A 20,702-nucleotide genomic window follows, 5' to 3' on the forward strand; every position below is an offset into this window, starting at 1 on the left:
AAAATTAGCGTAATACGCTCGACTTATCCCAGCTTACCGCGCGCTGAATTGATAACATTAGACGGTCCAATACAAAGCCGATGACACCAATAGTTAATACTGCCACCATGATTCGGGCTAAGGATTCTGAGCTTCCGTTTTGAAACTCATCCCAGACAAACTTTCCTAACCCTGGGTTTTGGGCAAGCATCTCTGCTGCTATGAGTACCATCCAACCGATACCAAGCGATAATCGAAGCCCAGTGAAAATCATTGGAATTGAAGATGGCAGTACTATTTTCGTAAGGTGCGCAAAAGGCGTAAGACGCAGCACTTTGCTCACGTTAATAAGATCTTTTTCAATGTTTGACACCCCTACCGCTGTGTTAATAAGGGTTGGCCATAGGCAACAAAGCGAGACCGTGAAGGCAGAAGTCACAAACGACTTTGAAAACGCTGGGTCTTCACTGACATAAAGCGCACTTACTACCATAGTAACTAGTGGCAACCAGGCTAGTGGCGAAACGGGCTTGAATAACTGAATAAGTGGGTTTATAGCCGTGTATGCTGATTTACTTAAACCACACAAAATACCCAATGGAACTGCGACTACTGATGCAATAAAAAATCCAACCATAACGGTGTAAAGGCTGGTCCAAATTTGATCGAAGAAAGTGGGTGCACCGGTAAAGTCTCGTATCTTAGGCTCATAAGTAGGGTCTTGCGCCACACGCGCTGCATTTCGTTCTTCCTGACGTTGATAGAAAGCATCTGCCTTTTCACGCTGGGCGACATGCTCGTCTATTAAAGCACCCGCTTGTTCAAAAACTTGTGCAGGGCCTGGAAATTGGCCTAACGATGTATCGATACTTTTTGCAACGCCATTCCAAATGGCCAGAAACATCAGCAAGCCGATTACAGGCAGCAACAACGCAGGCGTGGATTGATATAAACGACTCAATAAAGAGTTTGCGTTTGACGGCGATGATGGAAGGCGAAGAATGGTTGTCATCTTGCTCATTGCTTGCTCCTGATATTTAATGTGCGCTATTGCGCTTTGAATGCCCCGTCTCACCTGAGGGTCGACGAGGCAACTTTACGAGACACTTACAGAACAGTGTCGCCTTTAAGACCAATATCAAATTGCTCTAAGTAAGCGTTAGGCTTGCTTCCATCAAACGTTACGCCATCAATAAACTCGCTCTGAGGCGGCTTATAACCTGTTTCCGTTCCAAACTCAGGGAAATCAGATGCCTTTGCTTTACCCTCAGCGATAAGCGCTTTAGCAGCTTGGGCATAAACTTCTGGCTTGTAGACCTTTTTGGCCGTTTCCTTGTACCAATCGTCAGACTTAGCTTCTGAAATTTGTCCCCAGCGGCGCATTTGTGTGAGATACCAAATTGCATCACTGTAGTACGGGTAAGTAGCGTTGTAGCGGAAGAACACATTGAAGTCTGGCACGTCACGCTTGTCGCCTTTTTCGTATTCAAAGGTGCCCGTCATGCTGTTAGCCAGTACGTCTTCGTCTGCGCCAACGTAGTTGCTTTTAGCAAGAATTTTTACTGCTTCAGGACGATTAGCATTGTCGTTTTCATCCAACCACATTGCTGCACGAATTAAGGCTTTTACCACGCGTATGTGAGTATTTGGATACTTTTCAGCCCAACCTTGGCTTACACCAAACACTTTTTCAGGGTTGTTTTTCCAGATCTCATAATCGGTAATTACAGGTACACCGATACCTTTAAACACCGCTTGCTGGTTCCATGGCTCACCTACGCAGTAGCCATAAATAGTGCCTGCTTCCATAGTCGCTGGCATTTGTGGTGGTGGCGTTACAGACAATAGTGCTTGTGCATCGATTTGGCCTGCGGTATCACCTTTATGAGGAGCGTAATAACCTGGGTGTATGCCACCTGCTGCTAGCCAATAACGCAGCTCGTAGTTGTGGGTAGAAACAGGAAATACCATGCCCATATTGAAAGGTTTACCGGCGTTGCGGTATTCATCAACAACCGGTTTAAGATAATCAGCTTTGATTGGGTGTACAGGCTTGCCATCTTCCTGTGGAATGTGCGCCTTCATTTTCTCCCAAATCTCGTTTGATACGGTAATGCCATTTCCGTTTAGGTCCATGCTAAACGCAGTAACTACATGGGATTCCGTACCAAAGCCAATAGTCGCGCCAAGCGGTTGACCTGCAAGCATGTGAGCGCCATCTAGCTGGCCATCAATAACCCGGTCTAGCAGCACTTTCCAGTTTGCTTGCGCTTCTAATGTGACGTATAGCCCTTCATCTTCGAAAAAGCCTTTTTCATACGCCACAGCAAGCGGCGCCATATCAGTCAGTTTAATAAAACCAAACTTCAGTTCTTCTTTCTCTGGCCAACCTACTGCGGGCGCTTGTGCTGAAACAGATGGTGAAAATGTTGCTACAGAAACGACAAGTGCAGCACAAACGCTCGCGCCCACCGTTCTAAAGCGTTTTAGTAATGATGTTGTCTTTAACCCAGTCATACGTGTTCCTCGTAGCCAAAAAAAAACCCACCAGCTATAGACATTTGCATGTCTAGCACGGTGGGCTTCGTTGCCGTGTTAGTAACATCGGAGTAATTACTAACGCATCAAGTTGTTATTGGTAAGTCAGGAATTCCCGCTCACACACCTCATCTTAAAGGGAGGTTATAAAAAAGCTTTAGCTTAATAAAACCATCTTTTCTTATTATTATCATTTGCCATAAATGCTGGAGAAGTAGGAGCTTCCTTACCGTTCTCCACTGATTCCTAATAATTTTTCTTATTCACACTATGGAAAATGTTGTGCATTACACGATGCATAAGCAGTCGTGTCGCATTCGCAGCCTTGTATGGCAACGTTGTTTTGCACGTATGTATTTGCAGCCAACGTGCCAAAAATTTAACCATATGATTATTAAAGGAATACTTAAAAATATAGCTAGGCACTTTCAAACTAAAGAAAGGTTTTGTGCACCAAAACGGGGGAGGTGTTCAACCATGGTGCGAGCAAACAAGCACCACGATTGAGTATATTTAAACGTATAAACACGCCTAACACGAATGATAGACGCTTTGCTCTATAGACGTTTAGTGAACTGTCCGATAGCGTTGACTACCTCATTCGCTCCACTTTGAATTTCACCCATCGCGTTACCTGATTGCGTTGAATATTCAAGTGCATCGCGGGCTTTTTCCTGTCCTGCTTCAATAAGCTGAACGGCATTTTCAGTAAGTTTTCTGTTCTCTACAACAACGTTGACTATTTCTTCTGTAGCACTGCTTGTTCGTGAAGCTAACTGCCTTACCTCATCGGCAACAACAGCAAACCCTCTACCTTGGTCACCTGCGCGAGCGGCTTCAATAGCGGCGTTAAGCGCGAGCAAATTGGTTTGATCAGCAATTCCACTGATACTTTGTACCAAATCGGCAACTTTTTGTGATTGCTCATCGAGGTCTTTGATGCCTTCGCTCGCATTGCCCATTTGAGTGGTGAGCTCATTCATTGCTTTCACTGTGGCATTAAGCACTTCATTTCCTTTGCGGGCTTGCTCTCCTGTCTCTTGCGAGATATTAAATGCCACATTAGCCGCTTCAGAAATTGCAAACTCACGCTGCATTTGCTCAGTAATGACGGTGGCAAACTTAACGACTTTATAAAGGTTTCCGTCTTCATTTCTAATTGGGTTATACGACGCTTCTAACCAAACTTCGTTGCCCCGGCTATCTATTCGCTTAAACCTACCTGATTCTAATTTCCCTTCAGCTAAGTCCCGCCAGAAATGTTTATATTCTTCTGAATTAGCTTCTTGTTCGGTACAAAACATTCTGTGATGCTTACCTTCTATCTGCTCTAGGGTGTACCCCATACCTTTAAGAAAGTTGTCATTCGCTGTTATTATCGTTCCATCTAAATTGAACTCAATCACAGCAGATGAGCGGTGAAGCGCAGCAATCATATCGCGCAGTTCGTTGCTAAGAGTGATGTTTCGCGTTTGTTCTGCCATGTAGAAGGCGATATATTTTACGTTACCGTTCGCGTCATCAACGGGCTGCACAATACCGCGTACCCACATTTCTTGACCTTTCGCATCTAAAAAACTGACTGCTCCATGCCAATGACGATGCGTTTTAATCGCACCGAGCATATCCTGTCCAGCAGGTTTTCTAAGCGCACTTTGGCTCATCAATCTCTCTAGAGACTTTCCCTCTAATTCACCTATTGAGTAACCAGTTGCCTGAGAACACAAGTCGTTGATAGCATTAACCCTACCGTCAGGGTTTAATTCTATATAAAGCATCTCTTCGCGCAGCTCCTCCTGAACTGTTTGATATGCCTCAATCTCCTTTTTCAAACGTGAGTTTTCAGCTATTACCTCTTTATTTTTGAAAAACATCCTCTGCTCCTGATGAACTAAGCGCGCTTATTCGTCAGCCAGTAACCCTTCGGCGATGCAGCACATTTGAAATAGTACGTGCTCCGTCACTCGCAATTACGGTTAGTGTCAGGAACGATAAGCTAATTTTTTCGGTTTTGATTAAAGATAGCAGAGGAAATCGAGATTATTAGGAATTAACAAAAATAAAAGCATTAATATTTGTTGGTCTATGAAAGATCTTACCCTGTGAACCAGAACAAGCAAACTCTGGGCTTGCTCAGCCTCACTTTACGGAAGCGATGTATATACGCAGCGATTAAGACAATACGACGATTGGCAATTTTTCGTCAATCAACAAGCTTTTTATGCTCTGATAAATTTCATGTTTAAGCTGGTAGTTCGCGATCAATTAAGCGTGGTCTCTAATAAAGTAAATGGTCATTACACCAAGTCATTAGAATGGCGATGCGTTCTTATCTCGCTGCGCCCAAAGCTGTCGTGCTTGCGACAAGGCATCTGCAGCATCACAATTTTGAAGGAGCACCAAATAACTGGCAAGTGTGCTTAAAATAGCCTGTTCACCGTAAAGGCTGTTCGCTTCACCCTTCCACACGTCGAGCATATCGTCTACGTTCATATCTTTGTCTTTTAGCGCCCACTTGTCAGCAACCACCGGCATTATTACTTCGTCAGTTTTACCATTACGGGTAATGAAAAGTTCGGTTTCTCGTTCTCCGTTAACCTCGGGGTCGCCACCATCGCCGCGAAAACAAAGGGCGTTTATTGACGGGTAATTTTCATTAACGCGACAATGCTTATGGTCAAGGTGCATGTGGTAAACCCCCTGCACACAAAACTCTGCGCTGGTGGGGTTCAATAGCCTGGCTAGGGTGTTGGCACAAGAGCGTAGCCCAAACACTTCGCGTAGCTTAATGATGGTATCTAGCGAAGGTAATAAGTAAGATAAATCGAGATAGGTTACGCTTTTATCAGCAAGCTGCTGGTTTGCCTCAGCGATACTGGTGACTTCAGGTAGTCCCAACTTTGGCAATGCTATACTTGCATAAAGACGACCCGAACCGGGTTCATGGGCACCGTGAAGCATAATGGAATAACCGTTGTTGGCTAGTACGGCTACGGCCAGTAAGTACCAAGGAAGCTGACGACGTTTTCCTGCATAACACCCAATATCTAACGTTGGGGTAAGTGTCTTAACCTCTGGCTCAATCAATTCTCGACATGCATCAACAAAACCAATTACTTCTTCTGGTGTTTCTTCACGGGTGCGAAGTAACATAAGAAATGCGCCCCGTTGATCGCCGGTCACTTCATTGGCCAATACCATTTTCATGGCATGATAAGCTTCATCACGGGTGAGGCTACGCCCCCCTTTTTGACCCTTACCAATAATTTTTATGTATTCGCTAAATGGTTGCTGCATGCTCGGATGAATGTAGTAGAAGTGTATTTACCTGTTGACGAGACTCTACCACCTTTCCAAATATAAGTAACGTAGGCCCAGTTAAATTTGCAGCCTTTACTTTGCTATGAATATTAGCAAGCTCGCCAGTAATTACGCGCTGTTGAGGCGATGTAGCATTTTCAATTGCCGCTACCGGCCACGTGCTTTGCACCTTGTGCTGCATCAAGCCTTTGCAAAGCCCCTCAAGGCGGCTTAGCCCCATATAAACCACCATGGTTTGCTTTAATACATTCTGCGCCATCGGCGCCATTTCAGGCCATTGTTCAGCATCTTTAAAATGTGCAGTCATAAAACTCACCGATTGGGCACAGCGCCTGTCGGTAAGAGGAATACCCGTATAAGCAGACACGCCCGATGCCGCAGTAATACCAGGAACAATAGCAAAAGGAATGTTAGCTTTTGTTAGCGCATCAGTTTCTTCGCAGGTTCTCGCAAACAAGGCTGGGTCGCCACCTTTTAGTCGCACCACGGTATGGCCCAAACTGGCAAGTTCAACCACCCGCTTACAAATAGCGTCTTGGGTAAAACTATGCTTTTTGCATCGCTTTCCTACGTACTCTTTCGCTACACTAGATGGAATAAGCGAAAGAATATCTTCGCTTACAAGTGCGTCAAACAATACCACATCGGCTTGCTGTAAAAGGCGAAACGCTTTTAAGGTAAGTAGCTCTGCATCGCCAGGACCTGCGCCTACAATAAATACTTGGCCCTGTTTTTGACGCCCATCACCAAGGTTTGCTGTTTTCAGCCACTTGTTGAGGTACGCATACTTAGCTAATGATTTAAAAGTGTCGTTACACTTACGAGTTGTCGAAGCCTTATTCGAAGTTGCATCGCGATAAAAAAGATTAGACAGAGGTTTCTGCTGTTTGAATAAGGTGCGCAAAAACGGTAAAGACCAACTAGATGCAATTGACATAATTTAACGCTCCTAAACAGATTGGGTTTCTATAACTAAATGCTTGTCTATAAGCTCGGACAAGGCGGGCTTGCAAGAACCACAGTTAGTGCCGCATTTTAACTGCTTACCAAGTTCGCTTACCGATAAACAGCCTTTGGTGATGGCATCTGTAATCGTCTTTTCACGTACTTCAAAACAGCTACAAACTACATCGCCTTTTAGAAATGCGTCATCCACTTGTCCTCGCAATAAATTGCGTTGTGACTCAGTGGAAATCGCCGTATTTAATAGGCTGGCAAGCCACGCATTCGGAACTGACCAAGTGCTTTTTGTCTGTGCCGCCACATGAGCCGAGCCTGTTTTTTCTGGCTCATCGCCCAGAAATGCGGCGAAGCACAGTAGGTCATCGACAAGCGCAAGGCATACTGAAAAAGTGTGATGGTGAAACTGTAATAGCACCGCGTTTTGCGGTAACTGTGGTATCAAGCTTTGCGTAAATTCTCGACGTCCTTTGTTCGACGCTACGTTTAATACTGATAGCGCTTCTTCAGAACTACTTCCGCTTGATGTAGCGCCTTCGGCCTCAAGCGGTGTTTTATTCCAGTAATCACATACTTTCTTTAGCGCATCGTGATTTTCAATACTGGGATTATCGATGCTAGGATTATCAATACTGGGGTTATCAATGTTGCTTTTTGAGTCGTGTGACGATTGTATTTTTGATGATAAAAAGAGCTTTCCATACGTAGCGTAACGTACAGGTGCAATAGCCACTGCAGCGTGTTTTAGTTCGGGCTGCCCTGAAATCGGGTCTACCGCGCTCGCGTAAAGTGCACCTAGCTTACTGTGAGAACCCCATTGCGCCGACCAGTGTATGGGTATAAACACTTCTTTTTTGCGCATGTCCGCATCTGTTTTTACCGGATAGATAGCTGGGGCGTCTTGACACACCGCACTTGCCAAAGAAACGAGGTCATTATTTGCAACACCTAACTCAGCAGCGTCTTTTGGGTTTATGTAGACAGAGGCGCTCGGCATATGGGCGAGTAACTTTGCGGCTTTACCCGTGCGCGTCATGGTATGCCATTGATCTCGAGCTCGACCGCTGTTAACGACAAAAGGGTATGCATCTGAAGTAACCTGCAGTGGAGCTTTATAGGTTACGGGAATCAGTTTAGCCTTACCGCTAGGCGTCGAAAACTGCTTATCTTCAAAAGGACGCTTACTGATAAGGTTGGGCTTAGTGTTTGCGTTAAGCTTGGTACCGGATGAGGGAGTATTCAAAACCGCGCTCTGAAAAGGCCACTGGATAGGTGATAGAGCGTTGTACTGCGCTTCACTTAGCATTTGCAAAGGTGATAAGTCTAACTGGCGTTTGCCATTATTGTGATAGCCAGTTAAGCCAGCGTATTCGCAGAATATTTGCGACGGATGAGTAAAGCTAAATGCCTCGCCAAAACCCATTTTAACCGCCACGTCGCACATGATTTGCCAATCGTGTTTTGAATTTCCAGGCGGGGGCAATATGCCGCGCTGACGTGATATACGGCGCTCTGAGTTTGTCACTGTGCCGTCTTTTTCCGACCACCCTGTGGCAGGAAGGGCAATGTGGGCGTAGTTAAGCGTATCGTTAGATTCAACAATATCAGACACCACCACCATGTCACATTTTGAAAGTGCGCGCTCAACTTGGCCGCGATTGGGCATACTGACAACAGGGTTAGTCCCCATTATCCAAACGAATTTAACCTTGCCACTCTCTATTGCGTTAAAGAGGTCTACAGCTTTTAGCCCCTGACCTTTGGGCATAACGGGTGCATGCCAGTAGGCCTTTACTGCTTCGATATGCTCAGGGTTTTCTAAATCCATGTGGGCAGCTAGCATGTTAGCTAAGCCACCAACTTCACGCCCCCCCATGGCATTAGGCTGACCTGTGATAGAAAACGGACCACAACCGTCTTTGGCAATTAAATCTGTAGCCAGGTGGCAGTTAATAATGGCTTGGGCTTTATCTACGCCAGCGGAAGACTGATTAACGCCCATAGAATAAAAAGTAATGGCGCTGGATGCTTCACAGAATGCGTCGAAAAAAGCCTTAACCTTGCTTTTTTCTATATCGCATACGCTAGCCACGTCATCCAGCGTTAAGCCACTTGTACTTTCAAGCGCTTCATCAAGCCCCTCGGCATAGGTTTCGACGGTGGTTCTATCTATTCTACCTTGTGCGTCTGCATAGCTAAGTAAGCCATTAAACAGCGCAACATCGCTACCTGGTTTTATAGGAAGGTGTAAGTCGGCTATCGTACAGGTTTCAGTTTTGCGCGGGTCGACAACGATGACCTTCATATTTGGGTTTTTCAGCTTTGCTCGCTGAATGCGCTGAAAAAGCACAGGATGGGCCCACGCCGTATTACTTCCCGTAATTACCAATAAATCTGTACACTCTAAGTCGGTGTAATCGCAAGGCACCACGTCTTCACCAAAGGCGCGCTTATAAGCAGCTACCGCTGATGACATGCAAAGTCGAGAGTTGGTATCTATATTGGCACTGCCGATATAACCTTTCATAAGCTTATTGGCAATGTAGTAGTCTTCAGTAAGAAGCTGGCCTGAAACATAAAAAGCAACGGCATCCGCGCCATACTGCGCAATGGTAGATGTGATCTTATCCGCAATCACATCGGTGGCCGTGTCCCAATCCACCGATTGACCTGCTATGGTTGGGTGAAGCAAACGTCCATTTAGGTCGTTTGTTTCAAGCAGGTTTGTTCCTTTAACACACAATCTTCCATAATTGGCGGGATGCTCTGGCGTGCCTTTAACAGTGTCCAGGGTTGTGGCACGCTTGCTAACGTTGCAACTGATATCTACACCACACCCTACGCCGCAGTATGGGCATGTTGTTTGTCTTAATTGTTCAGACATCATGTCGGGTTGTCGTGTAGCCATATTCATTTCATTACCTTTTTCGATTTCGAAATAATTGAATGCGTTTTTGCAAGAAGGCTTTATTCATGTGGGCATTCAAATACTGGCAGTTCGCTTAAACGCCTACAAATACCTTCTCACCCTCTACTTTCACAGGGTAAGCCGTGACGAATACATCATCGCGTTCTTTACACAGCCCGGTTTCCAAAAAGTAATGCTCTTTGTACAACGGCGAAGCGACAACTGGCGCACCGCCTATCGACCCCAAAAGGCCGCGATAAAGCACATTTGCTTTACCAATAGGGTCGTAGTTACTAATGGCAAAAACCTGAGTTTCGCCCTTTATTTTCAAGCAGAAAATGGCCACTTGCTGTGAGTCAACAAGGGCGCAAACGCCGCTGTTTGTCACAAGGTCCTTCGTCTCACAAACAAGGTGCCATTGCACTGCCTGTTCTGACGCTATTACGTTTTGCGCAGCTGTCATAATTTGTATCTCCTAACAAGGTTGATAAGCCAGTGGCTACACCATTAAATCAGTGGCTACACCATTAATTTTGTGAACTACACCATAGAGATGGGAATAAACTGATCTTTCCCTGCTACTTTTTCAGCTTCAGTAGCTGGACGAACCTGCCCCCGCTCTGAAACAAACTGAATATTGGTGTCGCTGGCACTACTGTTTACAAATTGACGGAAACGCTTGCGCGACTCAGGATCTTCAATGGTGGTTTTCCATTCGCACTGATAAGCGTCGACCACAGCATCCATCTGTGCTTCAAGCTCTTCATTGATGCCAAGTGCATCGTTAATCACAACATCTTGCAGATAAGCTAACCCACCTTCTAAGTTGTCCATCCACACTGATGTACGCTGTAAGCGGTCGGCCGTTTTCACATAAAACATCAGCACGCGGTCGATGTATTTAACTAGCGTTTCCGTATCTAGGTCGGTGGCGAACAAGTCTGCATGTCGTGGCTTCATACCGCCATTTCCGCACACATAAAGGTTCCAGCCTTGCTCGGTAGCGATAACACCAATGTCTTTGCTTTGAGCCTCTGCACACTCACGGGTACAACCCGATACGGCAAATTTGATTTTGTGCGGTGCACGTAGGCCTTTGTATCGGTTTTCTAAATCAATAGCCGTGCCTACTGAGTCCTGCACACCGTAGCGACACCATGTACTTCCCACGCACGATTTCACTGTACGCAGCGCTTTCGCATACGCGTGACCGGTTTCAAACCCACCGGCTACTAGCTTTTCCCATATATCAGGTAAGTGCTCTACGCGTGCGCCAAATAAATCGATGCGCTGCCCACCAGTGATTTTGGTGTAAAGGTTGTATTCTTTCGCCACTTCTCCTAACAAAATGAGCTTATCGGGCGTAATTTCTCCGCCAGGAACGCGAGGCACTACAGAATAGGTACCGTCTTTTTGCATGTTGCCAAGGTAGATATCGTTGGTGTCTTGTAGAGGAAGATGTGAAGCTTTTAGGATGTAGTCGTTATAAACTGATGCCAGAATAGAACCCACAGCAGGCTTACAAATTTCACAACCTAAACCTTCACCATGCTGTTCAAGTAGCTCGTCGAAGGTGCGAATGCCGTTTACCTTAACAATGTGAAACAGCTCTTGTCGGGTGTAATTGAAGTGCTCACAAATCGCTTTTGATACTTCAACACCGCGCTTTTCAAGCTCGCTATCTACTACGTTTTTAAGTAGTGCGGCACAGCCTCCACAACCAGTACTGGCTTTAGTTTCACCTTTTACATCGCCAACGCTGCAACAGCCACCTTCAATAGCTGAAACAATGTCGCCCTTAGTCACGTTTAGGCATGAACAAATAGAGGCTGTGTCTGGAAGTGCATCGGCACCTAATGCTGGTGCAGCATCAGAAGATGGCAAAATCAGGCTTTCTGGGTGTTCAGGTAATTCGATGCTGTTAAGCGCATATTGTAATAGCGTGTCGTAGTCGCTGGTATCGCCAACGAGTACAGCACCAAGCACGTACTTTTGCTCGCTATCTACCACCAGCTTTTTGTACACGCCTTCTGGCTGATTTAAATAGGTGTAGCTAAGCGCACCGGCTGTGCGTTCATGAGCATCGCCAATTGAGCCCACTTCCACACCCATTAGCTTGAGTTTGGTACTCATATCTGCGCCAGCGAACTCGGCATCGCCGCCGGTTATATGACTTACAGCTGTGCGCGCCATGGTATAGCCCGGTGCTACCAGGCCAAAGATTTTGTTATCCCACAGCGCACATTCGCCCACCGCGTAAATGTTTGGGTCAGACGTCACGCAGTGATTATCAATGACAATACCGCCGCGCTCACCCAATGTTAGCGCTGACTTTCTGCCGAGCTGGTCGGAAGGTCGAATACCGGCAGAAAATAAAATCATGTCAGTTTCTAGCGCAGTGCCGTCTGCAAATACCATTTTATAGCGGCATGTATCACCAGCTTCAATAGTTTGGGTTGCTTTTTGGGTATGAACGGTTACGCCTAAATCTTCAATTTTGTCTTTAAGTACGGTACCACCGGCTTGGTCTAGCTGCACCGCCATAAGCTGTGGCGCAAATTCGACCACGTGAGTGTCTAGCCCAGCTTGCTTTAATGCGTTAGCGGCTTCTAAACCCAACAGCCCACCACCAACAACAACCCCTACTTTGCTCACTGCTGCTGACGCTTCAATAGCGAGTAGATCGTCTATGGTGCGGTACACTAAGCAATGCTCTTGGTCGTTGCCAGGGATGGGTGGCACAAATGGGTATGAGCCCGTAGCTAACACAAGCTTATCGTAGCTAAACACCTGCCCTTCAGAAGTCGTCACTTTATTATTGTCACGGTCAATATCGGTCACTAAGGCATTGGTGACTACGTTTACGCCCCATTCGGCGTACTGAGCGGGTGTAGTAAGCGCTAGGTCATCAGCACTAGCGCCACTAAAAAATGATGACAGATAAACGCGGTCGTATGCGAGGCGAGACTCGCCACATAAAACGGTTATTTCTACATTGGCATCGCTTTGGTGAAGCTGCTCAACAAAATGATGCCCCACCATGCCGTTGCCTACGACGACAATTTGCGTTTTTGAGTCCAATGAAGTCATGGTATTCCCCTTTTTTCGGGACAAAAAAAAAAGCCCGCTTCAACTTTCGTTGATGCGGGCTTCGTTGCCTATTTTGCCAACGGATTAGGTCGGCTAACACATTTTACGGAGTGTTATAAATCACACAATTTTCAGCGATTGACACAAATCACCAAAACACACTTTACGCTAATAGCTATCCAAGTTCAGTGCCAAAAACGTAATCTATTGTTTTTATTTGATTTACTAAAAAATAGGCATTATTCAAATTTCATAACTGCACCAAACAAACGCAAATCTGTGTTCACTTGGTGCATTAAGCGCTATCAAATAACTTATGCCAGTTTATCCGTTGCTACGCGGTAGCGAGGGTCTTCAACTACGTTAATTTCAACAAATTTGTCGGCCTTGCGAAGCAGTGAACGACACTCATCGCTGATATGACGAATGTGTAGCTTCTTACCTTGCTCTTCATATTTATCTGCAAGGGTATCTAGTGCGTCGATACCTGATGAATCCCAGATACGAGAGTCTTTAAAATCGATAACTACATCTTGTGGGTCGTTAGCGATATCAAACAAGTCTTTGAAATGCGATACCGAGCCAAAGAAAAGCGGGCCGTCTAGTTCATAGACTTTCCAACCGTCGTTATCAATGTGCGACTTCGCTTCGATATGACGGGCGTGTTTCCATGCAAACACAAGGGCAGAAACGATAACACCGACAACCACCGCAATGGCAAGGTCAGCAATAACCGTAACGCCTGTCACTAGAAATAGTACAAAGGCATCTTCTTTGTTTACGCCGCGTATAATTCTGAATGACGCCCACTCAAATGTAGCGATAACCACCACGAACATAACGCCAACAAGAGCAGCAAGCGGGATCATTTCAATAAGCGGTGCTGCAAATAGAATGAAGCCCAATAGTACAAGTGCGGCAGTAATACCGGATAAGCGACCACGGCCGCCAGAGTTAATATTAATCATACTTTGACCAATCATGGCACAACCGCCCATACCGCCAAAGAAACCGTTAACGGTATTTGCAACGCCCTGACCAACACACTCTTTATTACCACGACCACGGGTATCGGTCATTTCATCAATTAATGAAAGAGTAAGAAGCGATTCAATAAGACCCACCAAGCAGAGAATCACTGAGGTTGGTAGTACTATCATGAAAGTTTCCCAGGTGAACGGCACCATAGGAATAGCAAAGCTAGGAAGCTCTCCCGCTAAGGTTGCGGTGTCACGCTGGTCAGCCGGTAACAGGTCACGAACAAAGTCGATTACCGTACGTGCTTCTAAGTCGAGGCCGTGTACTAATGCTGTTACCGTAACAATCGCTACTAGCGACGCAGGAACAGCTTTGGTTAGCTTAGGCAGTAAATAGATAATGGCCATGGTTAACGCCACGAGCCCTAGCATCCAGTATAGCAGCGTACCTTCCATCCACTGTAATTCTCCAGCAGCGTTAGTCACTTTAAACTGGCCTAACTGAGCTAAGAAAATAACGATTGCAAGACCGTTTACAAAGCCAAGCATTACCGGATATGGCACTAAACGAATAAACTTACCGAGCTTGAATATACCGCACATAATTTGCAGTAAGCCCGCTAAAATAACCGCGGCGAATAAATATTGCACACCGTGCTGGGCAACCAGTGCCACCATTACAACGGCCATGGCGCCGGTAGCACCAGAAATCATTCCAGGGCGACCGCCAATAGCAGAGGTAATCAACCCCATCATAAAGGCCGCGTATAGACCAATCATTGGTTCTACGCCGGCTACAAATGCAAATGCGACGGCTTCAGGGACCAGGGCTAGTGCCACTGTAATACCTGATAGCACGTCGTTCTTAACGTTGCTGTCTTTACTGGTAATTAAATCGAACATGTTCTCTCAGAAGCTAAGATGTTAAACACAACAACCCACCGTGGCGTAAACCGCGTGATAGCAGTACACCAAGTAGGCAGGATGATTTTTCGGCGATTCTACCACCATTGTAGCTTAAAATCTTTTAATAGATTGTTACTGACGCACAAACACAGTTCAGAGGGGGCAGCGGCAAGACAACAAAAGCAAAAGCCATTTAGTTTCTTGTTAACGCCGCTTCTTGGTTTAGTTTCAGATGCGCTAAATTTTGGGGCCTTTGCTGACAAAAGGCATCTTACGTGGCATCGTATTGCAGTATTTTATTAACCTAGCCCATCGTTGCGCTTAGCTCTTAGCAGGAGCCCGTAGCATTAGCTCGTATTATTGGCCCGCTACTTCGCGCTAATTTGCACTTAATGATGTGGCAATGATGTAAGGCATAGGTCTTATTTAACGAGGAGTTTACGTGGTACCTTATATTCTTACCATTTTGTGCGTGCTAGTTGCAGGCGCTATTCATTGGATGTCGCCAAAGGCTTATTGGAAAGCCACCATTATGTCTACCGCCGTTATCTTACTATTTTCTGTTGCGGCTCTGTTTATCTTCAAGGCTTCAGGAATGCTGGTAAGCGAACATACCGGGGAAAATGCAGACTTCTCAGGACAGATGCTCACCATAACTACGATGATTGCCTTCTTCGGCTTCTTGATTTCTCTCTTTGTCGGTTGGTTTCTTCGCGTAGTAAGAAACTAGCTTTTGAAATTAAATCTAAGTATCTACAGGCGGATTGCACCACTAAAGTGCAATACCGCTTACGATCTCTCCTAAAATGCCCGTCATTTTTAACTCATCAAATAGTAATTAATTTTGCGTTACACCTATAAAAGTCACGTCTGTTAAGCATTCGGCGCATTACTCCCCCATCCAGGCTTTGCCTAACTCCATTCTGATAAACAGGGCATAAGTGTTGCTTAATTCAACGTGCTTTAATGCAATACTTCGCAAAAAAACTATCAATAAAAAAGCGAATTGCGTAAACCAACATTTAGCAGGGCCTCTTATGCTACACGAACCTGAACAAACCATTGCGCTTTGTAGCGATGCCACGAAACGTTTTTTGCTGGCCGCAAAACACGCAGAAATCACTGTGTTAGAACAGCTTTCTAGTAACTGTCGTATTGTTATTGCGGTTCGTGAGCTTATACATGAACTGCAAAAAGAGCGCGGAGCCAGCAATATCTTTCTTGCGTCTAAAGCCGAGCGCTACAAAGCTGAGCGAATGCAGTATGTCAGTGCTAGTGAACAAGCTGAGTCAATGCTAAAGAGTCATTTGAAATCTCTTTACTTAACTGATGAGATTACTTCAGGCAACCCACGTTTATTGAGCAGTATCACGCTTGCCATGCAGGCTACTGACTACCTACCTCGCTTAAGAGAACAAGTCAGTAAGCAACAGTTAACGCCACTGGAATCAACACGAGCCTACAGCCGCTTAGTGGCAAGTTTACTTACTGTCATTTTTGAAGCAGCAGACATAGCAAGCGACCCAACCATTACCCGTTTGCTGGTTGCTTTGTTCAACTTCATGCAGGCCAAAGAGTATGCTGGGCAAGAACGTGCGTGGGGTGCAATTGGTTTTGCAGAAACCCATTTCGACGCGCGTCTATGTGAAAAGCTTGCTGCGCTTCAGCAAGCCCAAGAACATCACTTCAATATATTCTGTGAGTTTAGCTGTAAGCCGCATAAGGACGCATTGGATGCTTTAAATAAAAGCCCAGCGGCAATAGATATTACCCAGCTTAGAAATATGATTGCACAACTAAGTGACGGCAGCCCTATTTCCGGTGAAATATCCGAAGTTTGGTTTGATGTTGCGACCCGTCGTATAGATGCAATGCAGGATATCGAAGTGGCACTGACCGAAGCCTTAACACAGCAAGCTAACAGTAAAGTTGCCAATGCAAAAAATGAAATGGCCAATCATCAACAGTTGCTCACGCGCTTTAACGATGAGCACGCCAATGATGGCTCGCCGCTCACCTTACTGTTTGACCCCAGCATGCCCGGCTTAGCAGAAGATACAAAAGACGACGAGATTAAAACGCTGTCACTCGATGAGCAGACTAAAACCTTATCGGCCCACCGCTCTTTTTACGACTTACTGCGTTCACAAGCCCAGCATATAGAAGACATGGGGCGAGAGCTTGAAGAGGCTAAACGTGCAATTCAAGATCAGAAGCTGATAAGCCGAGCAAAGCTGGTAGTCATGGAACAATTTGGACTAAGCGAAAACAACGCGTATCGCCGACTACAAAAACAAGCTATGAGCGAAAATACGACCATAGCGTCTATTTCCGCTAAAATCGTTGATATTGCATCGAAAAACTCGGCCAGAAGATAAATTCCGGCTCGTACTAATTCAACCGTATAATACAGCGCTATCTAATATGACAATCATTACACTATAATTCCAGCATAACGCTACCTATTTACTTAAGTGCGAATACTTGCTCAACTGGAATGGCAAAATATTCGGCAATTTTTAGAGCAATAACTACCGATGGTGTAAAGCGTCCGGTTTCTACTGTGCTAATAGTCTTCCTGGAAACACCAATAGCGTCAGCTAATTCTTGCTGAGATATTTTGTGTTGCAATCGTAGCTTATGAATGTGGTTATCTAAATCTTCATTCATCTAGGTCTTCCTCACGCAGCTTCCATAAAATGGATGTTCCATGCGCAGCCGCGGCTACACCGAGCAAGACTTGAAGAGCATTGGTGATCTCAAAGGGGGCCATGAGATCTACAAACCATCTGCTGTCGCCCCAAAAAGCAAGAACCAACGCACCAAATAACATGATGTGACAGGTAATGCGCAAGCTAAACGAACTGACATAGTCCACATACTCATCGTTAAATTTCAGTGTCCAATAACCCAAACGCGATATATTTTTTGTGAATTTCATCGTTTTAACTGATAAAACAACGCAGTAAATCGCACTTGCCGCTGCTATCAGATCTAGTAGTAAGTTAACCACTGAGCCAGTGTCGTTGACCACAGCCAACGCAGCCTTACTTAGTACAATAAGAGCAAGGCAAATACTAATTTTTCCAGTTATTGTTAAATACTCTTGCTCCGTCTCTGGTGTTACTAAAATTGATGTTGCCATTTTTAAATTCCTTATTATTAACGGCGCATTGATGCCGTATAAAGCTCACTGCGTTTTTTTGTCTCGTTTGATACCTAAACAGATCATATGTAACCCATAGGTATCAATAATAACCAAAGGTTACACAAGTGCAAGTTTTTTGTGCAACTCAAGTGTTACGCGTTTACTGTGACAGCGCTCTTTCGTAACTTTATGGATGATAGGTACAAAGGCAATACCGAGATAAAATGGTTATTGAGTAATGCTTTGCTGCTGGTATAAAAGCAGAAGAACAACGAATTGTTGTGCAGAAGAATGTTTATTATGGCTTTGATTAACTAAAATATAGTCTCAAACATTGCGTGCCGATTCTTACAAGTACGTACTGTTTTCCAGTTATTTCTGAACTGTCAGCGAAGGCCAAACAGTAAGCCAATTCTTAGAAGCAAGTCGCTGTTTAAAAACATCAGGTCTTGGATATTTTGGGTTAATACTTATGATGCCGACGAAGTTTGCTTCCAAACCAAATGGCGCGAGTATGTCTAAATCATCGTTGGCTAAAAGACGAACCGCAACACAGGTTTCTCGTTCTATCCAATAAGAAATAGCGTCGTGGCAATTTTGATAGGGAGCATGTCCGTGAGACAAATGCATACGTGCTTGGTTTTTCACCTGCCAATTAGCTTGGGGCACTATTTGGGTTAACTGGCGTTCAATGGCCTTTTCTTGGGTTTTTATTTCTGATTTAGCGTCTGCAGTTATTAATGAGTGCTCTTGTTGTTGAAATGCTAGTTCTGTTGAAGTCTGGGCTATTACAACATTCTTAGACGCTGTGACTTCATTACTAAAGTAAATCACATCAATATCGTTAAGCGGCGTTGGTTTAACCCTTTCGTGCAAATCATCCCATATAGCATTTCGCACAAATCCTGCACCTATGTGGCCTTGTGGTAAATCGAGCGACCGCAAGGCATGAAGGCAATCCATTCTGAAAGGATCACGCTTGATAATATCACCAAGCCGTTTAGGTTCTTGCACGCTTAACCTTTGTCTTTAATACGCAGCTTTCGCTTCCACTTAATCACGTAAAAGCAAAATGCAGCCATGCTTCCGCCAGCAAACCAGCCTGCGATAATATCACTAGGCCAGTGTACACCCAGTAAGACACGGCTAAGGCCAATGCAAAATACCAGCAGAGTAGTCGCAAGGTGTATCCATACTCGTACCCGCGTACTTTGCGTTAAATGTGTAAGCAAATGAGCTACATAAAAGTAAACCAAGGTTGATAGCGTGGCGTGAGCCGAAGGAAAACTTTGGGTATACACATCAACATGTTGCATGTTCAGCGATGGACGCGGCCTGTCGATCCCCGCTTTAAGTAGAAAAGTCATCGCAATTCCCGCCGCAACGGCAATGATAAAGGTAACAGCCTTTTTCTTCTCTCCCGCCATACCCAAAGCACCAGCGACTGCTGCCACAACAAAAACTAGCACCGTATTACTACCTAGCGCTGTGGCATCTCTAAGCACATCACGCTTCCAGCCCGACACATTGCCTAGCTCGCTAATTGTGTTAAACAATGCTTTATCAAATGACGTTAAAACGCCCATGTAAACAAACAGCATCATTAACAAAAAGCCTGTTCCAAGTAGTAAAACCTGAATAGCGGGTGTTTTTATCATGCTTAGATAATCGGCGATGGCGCCATTTTTTGTCTTTTTACTGCTTGTCATGTTTCTACTTCCATTTAGTACGATTGAGGGTACTACTTATCGTGCTTGCTGCCGCCTAAACAGTTAGGCGATGCTAGCGCCTCTCCACCTCTCGCTTCCCACTCGGCCGGTGTATACGTGTGAAGCGCCAAAGCGTGAACAGGCCCTTGAAGCGCTTCTGCCGCAAGCCCGTTAATTTCCCTGTGCCTTGCTATTAAACGTTTACCTTCAAAGGCGTCGCTCACAACTGTAACTTTAAAGTGACTCTGCGCACCGTCTGGCACATTGTGCATGAAGCTTTCATCTACCACCTCGAGATAACTAGGGCTAAGTGCCGCTTCAATCGTAGTTTCTAGAAACGCTTTTACTTGCATTTGGCTTACCTTGCTCTTTGAATAAGATGTCGAAATGTAAGATTAATTCTACCACCGATAGGCTTAGCCGTCTTTGCAATACCGTGCACATAATGGCTTTGTGTTGTGCCTGCCATAATCAGTACGCTACCGTGTTCAAGTACCTGCGTATGCTTTTCCTTTGTTTCTTTATGCTTAAAAACAAAGGGTCTTGCCTCGCCTAGGGTAACTGATGCAATCACGGGGTTGATGCCTAACTCGGGCTCATCATCGGAATGAAAGCTCATACTGTCTTGACCATCTCGGTACCAGTTGGCTAGCACGCTGTTGAACCTTGCTTTGTACTGTGACGCGCACGATTTTTCACACAGTTGCTCACAGCGCGCTTTAATGTCTGCAAGACTTTCCGTCCAAGGGTTCGGTGACATGGTTAAATTTGAATAGGTGTAAGTACATTCGGGATCGCCGTGCCAGCTTTGAAGCCGAGGAATTTTTACCGGCTTGCCAAACAGCCTAATCGTATCCTGACGCCAGGGTAACTCTTCTTGCAGTTTTGCAAAAAAGGTATCTGCAGTAGCCTGCGATAGCGCGTTAGAAAAGTAAGTGACATCACCTTCAACTAACGGGAGCTTATAAGACGTGCGCTTGTCTTCAGCCGTGTCGAACAGGGAAAATTGCATGTGTAAAAACTATAATTCCTTTGATATTCAATACTAACTATCTACATAGTGGTTGACGGTGCCAATGCCCCCTTTAGAGCTTGTGTAATTACACCTTATTTTCAATGAGTACGCATGCATTTCCAGTGCGGATTGCTCTGTCATCGTTAAATAT

The 20,702-nt window shown here is 45.2% G+C and carries 17 protein-coding genes; 2 read left to right on the plus strand and 15 right to left on the minus strand.

The window, feature by feature from the left end:
* Positions 1-4: 4 nt before the first annotated feature.
* From ACXACS_RS18385 to ACXACS_RS18425, 9 genes are all read right to left on the minus strand, one after another.
* Positions 5-1,000, minus strand: a complete 996-nt coding sequence (locus ACXACS_RS18385) for an ABC transporter permease (protein ID WP_474808746.1) — start codon at positions 998-1,000, stop codon at positions 5-7.
* Positions 1,001-1,086: 86 nt separating this feature from the next.
* Positions 1,087-2,496 carry a CmpA/NrtA family ABC transporter substrate-binding protein gene (locus tag ACXACS_RS18390; protein ID WP_474808748.1) on the minus strand — a complete coding sequence of 470 codons (1,410 nt, stop codon included), beginning with the start codon at positions 2,494-2,496 and terminating at the stop codon, positions 1,087-1,089.
* A gap of 578 nt (positions 2,497-3,074) precedes the next feature.
* On the minus strand, positions 3,075-4,391 hold the full coding sequence (locus ACXACS_RS18395; RefSeq protein ID WP_474808750.1) for a methyl-accepting chemotaxis protein: 1,317 nt from the start codon (positions 4,389-4,391) through the stop codon (positions 3,075-3,077).
* A gap of 436 nt (positions 4,392-4,827) precedes the next feature.
* Positions 4,828-5,814, minus strand: coding sequence for a glycosyl transferase family protein (locus tag ACXACS_RS18400; RefSeq protein WP_474808752.1), 987 nt, complete (start codon positions 5,812-5,814; stop codon positions 4,828-4,830).
* Positions 5,798-6,775 (minus strand): uroporphyrinogen-III C-methyltransferase, encoded by a 978-nt coding sequence (gene cobA / locus ACXACS_RS18405; RefSeq protein WP_474808754.1) that lies wholly within the window; start codon positions 6,773-6,775, stop codon positions 5,798-5,800. The genes ACXACS_RS18400 and cobA overlap by 17 nt, the downstream gene beginning before the upstream one ends.
* Before the next feature lie 12 nt (positions 6,776-6,787).
* Positions 6,788-9,712 carry a nitrate reductase gene (locus ACXACS_RS18410; RefSeq protein ID WP_474808756.1) on the minus strand — a complete coding sequence of 975 codons (2,925 nt, stop codon included), beginning with the start codon at positions 9,710-9,712 and terminating at the stop codon, positions 6,788-6,790.
* Between the two features lie 88 nt (positions 9,713-9,800).
* Positions 9,801-10,169: a nitrite reductase small subunit NirD gene (gene nirD, locus ACXACS_RS18415; protein WP_474808757.1), complete on the minus strand. Its 369-nt coding sequence runs from the start codon at positions 10,167-10,169 to the stop codon at positions 9,801-9,803.
* Positions 10,170-10,246: 77 nt separating this feature from the next.
* A complete protein-coding gene (nirB, locus tag ACXACS_RS18420) occupies positions 10,247-12,796 on the minus strand; it encodes a nitrite reductase large subunit NirB (protein ID WP_474808759.1) in 2,550 nt (849 codons plus the stop codon).
* 314 nt (positions 12,797-13,110) lie between these two features.
* On the minus strand, positions 13,111-14,676 hold the full coding sequence (locus ACXACS_RS18425; RefSeq protein ID WP_474808761.1) for a SulP family inorganic anion transporter: 1,566 nt from the start codon (positions 14,674-14,676) through the stop codon (positions 13,111-13,113).
* Positions 14,677-15,121: 445 nt separating this feature from the next.
* Here ACXACS_RS18425 and ACXACS_RS18430 point away from each other — a divergent pair, with 445 nt between their 5' ends.
* Both ACXACS_RS18430 and ACXACS_RS18435 read left to right on the plus strand, forming a co-directional pair.
* Positions 15,122-15,409: a hypothetical protein gene (locus ACXACS_RS18430; RefSeq protein WP_014948232.1), complete on the plus strand. Its 288-nt coding sequence runs from the start codon at positions 15,122-15,124 to the stop codon at positions 15,407-15,409.
* Positions 15,410-15,716: 307 nt separating this feature from the next.
* Positions 15,717-17,057, plus strand: a complete 1,341-nt coding sequence (locus tag ACXACS_RS18435; protein WP_474808763.1) for a nitrate- and nitrite sensing domain-containing protein — start codon at positions 15,717-15,719, stop codon at positions 17,055-17,057.
* Positions 17,058-17,145: 88 nt separating this feature from the next.
* Here the strand turns inward: ACXACS_RS18435 and ACXACS_RS18440 are convergent, their stop codons facing one another.
* From ACXACS_RS18440 to ACXACS_RS18465, 6 genes are all read right to left on the minus strand, one after another.
* Positions 17,146-17,349, minus strand: coding sequence for a helix-turn-helix transcriptional regulator (locus ACXACS_RS18440; RefSeq protein ID WP_014948230.1), 204 nt, complete (start codon positions 17,347-17,349; stop codon positions 17,146-17,148).
* Positions 17,342-17,824 carry a hypothetical protein gene (locus ACXACS_RS18445; RefSeq protein WP_474808765.1) on the minus strand — a complete coding sequence of 161 codons (483 nt, stop codon included), beginning with the start codon at positions 17,822-17,824 and terminating at the stop codon, positions 17,342-17,344. The genes ACXACS_RS18440 and ACXACS_RS18445 overlap by 8 nt, the downstream gene beginning before the upstream one ends.
* A gap of 375 nt (positions 17,825-18,199) precedes the next feature.
* Positions 18,200-18,841 (minus strand): nucleotidyltransferase family protein, encoded by a 642-nt coding sequence (locus ACXACS_RS18450; protein WP_474808767.1) that lies wholly within the window; start codon positions 18,839-18,841, stop codon positions 18,200-18,202.
* A gap of 2 nt (positions 18,842-18,843) precedes the next feature.
* Positions 18,844-19,536 carry a phosphatase PAP2 family protein gene (locus tag ACXACS_RS18455; RefSeq protein ID WP_474808769.1) on the minus strand — a complete coding sequence of 231 codons (693 nt, stop codon included), beginning with the start codon at positions 19,534-19,536 and terminating at the stop codon, positions 18,844-18,846.
* Positions 19,537-19,568: 32 nt separating this feature from the next.
* A complete protein-coding gene (locus ACXACS_RS18460; RefSeq protein WP_474808771.1) occupies positions 19,569-19,889 on the minus strand; it encodes a BolA family protein in 321 nt (106 codons plus the stop codon).
* A gap of 5 nt (positions 19,890-19,894) precedes the next feature.
* Positions 19,895-20,548, minus strand: coding sequence for an alpha-ketoglutarate-dependent dioxygenase AlkB family protein (locus tag ACXACS_RS18465; RefSeq protein WP_474808773.1), 654 nt, complete (start codon positions 20,546-20,548; stop codon positions 19,895-19,897).
* Between the last annotated feature and the right edge of the window lie 154 nt (positions 20,549-20,702).

The organism is Alteromonas sp. AWM4_230 (genome assembly GCF_056158305.1).

Excerpts from the sequence above, each read along its gene's own strand:
- nirB (WP_474808759.1), bottom strand. The coding sequence starts at position 12,796 with ATGACTTCATTGGACTCAAAAACGCAAATTGTCGTCGTAGGCAACGGC.
- ACXACS_RS18445 (WP_474808765.1), bottom strand. The coding sequence starts at position 17,824 with ATGGCAACATCAATTTTAGTAACACCAGAGACGGAGCAAGAGTATTTA.
- cobA (WP_474808754.1), bottom strand. The coding sequence starts at position 6,775 with ATGTCAATTGCATCTAGTTGGTCTTTACCGTTTTTGCGCACCTTATTC.
- ACXACS_RS18410 (WP_474808756.1), bottom strand. The coding sequence starts at position 9,712 with ATGAATATGGCTACACGACAACCCGACATGATGTCTGAACAATTAAGA.
- ACXACS_RS18390 (WP_474808748.1), bottom strand. The coding sequence starts at position 2,496 with ATGACTGGGTTAAAGACAACATCATTACTAAAACGCTTTAGAACGGTG.
- ACXACS_RS18385 (WP_474808746.1), bottom strand. The coding sequence starts at position 1,000 with ATGAGCAAGATGACAACCATTCTTCGCCTTCCATCATCGCCGTCAAAC.
- ACXACS_RS18425 (WP_474808761.1), bottom strand. The coding sequence starts at position 14,676 with ATGTTCGATTTAATTACCAGTAAAGACAGCAACGTTAAGAACGACGTG.
- ACXACS_RS18455 (WP_474808769.1), bottom strand. The coding sequence starts at position 19,536 with ATGACAAGCAGTAAAAAGACAAAAAATGGCGCCATCGCCGATTATCTA.
- ACXACS_RS18395 (WP_474808750.1), bottom strand. The coding sequence starts at position 4,391 with ATGTTTTTCAAAAATAAAGAGGTAATAGCTGAAAACTCACGTTTGAAA.
- ACXACS_RS18465 (WP_474808773.1), bottom strand. The coding sequence starts at position 20,548 with ATGCAATTTTCCCTGTTCGACACGGCTGAAGACAAGCGCACGTCTTAT.
- nirD (WP_474808757.1), bottom strand. The coding sequence starts at position 10,169 with ATGACAGCTGCGCAAAACGTAATAGCGTCAGAACAGGCAGTGCAATGG.
- ACXACS_RS18440 (WP_014948230.1), bottom strand. The coding sequence starts at position 17,349 with ATGAATGAAGATTTAGATAACCACATTCATAAGCTACGATTGCAACAC.
- ACXACS_RS18460 (WP_474808771.1), bottom strand. The coding sequence starts at position 19,889 with ATGCAAGTAAAAGCGTTTCTAGAAACTACGATTGAAGCGGCACTTAGC.
- ACXACS_RS18400 (WP_474808752.1), bottom strand. The coding sequence starts at position 5,814 with ATGCAGCAACCATTTAGCGAATACATAAAAATTATTGGTAAGGGTCAA.
- ACXACS_RS18435 (WP_474808763.1), top strand. The coding sequence starts at position 15,717 with ATGCTACACGAACCTGAACAAACCATTGCGCTTTGTAGCGATGCCACG.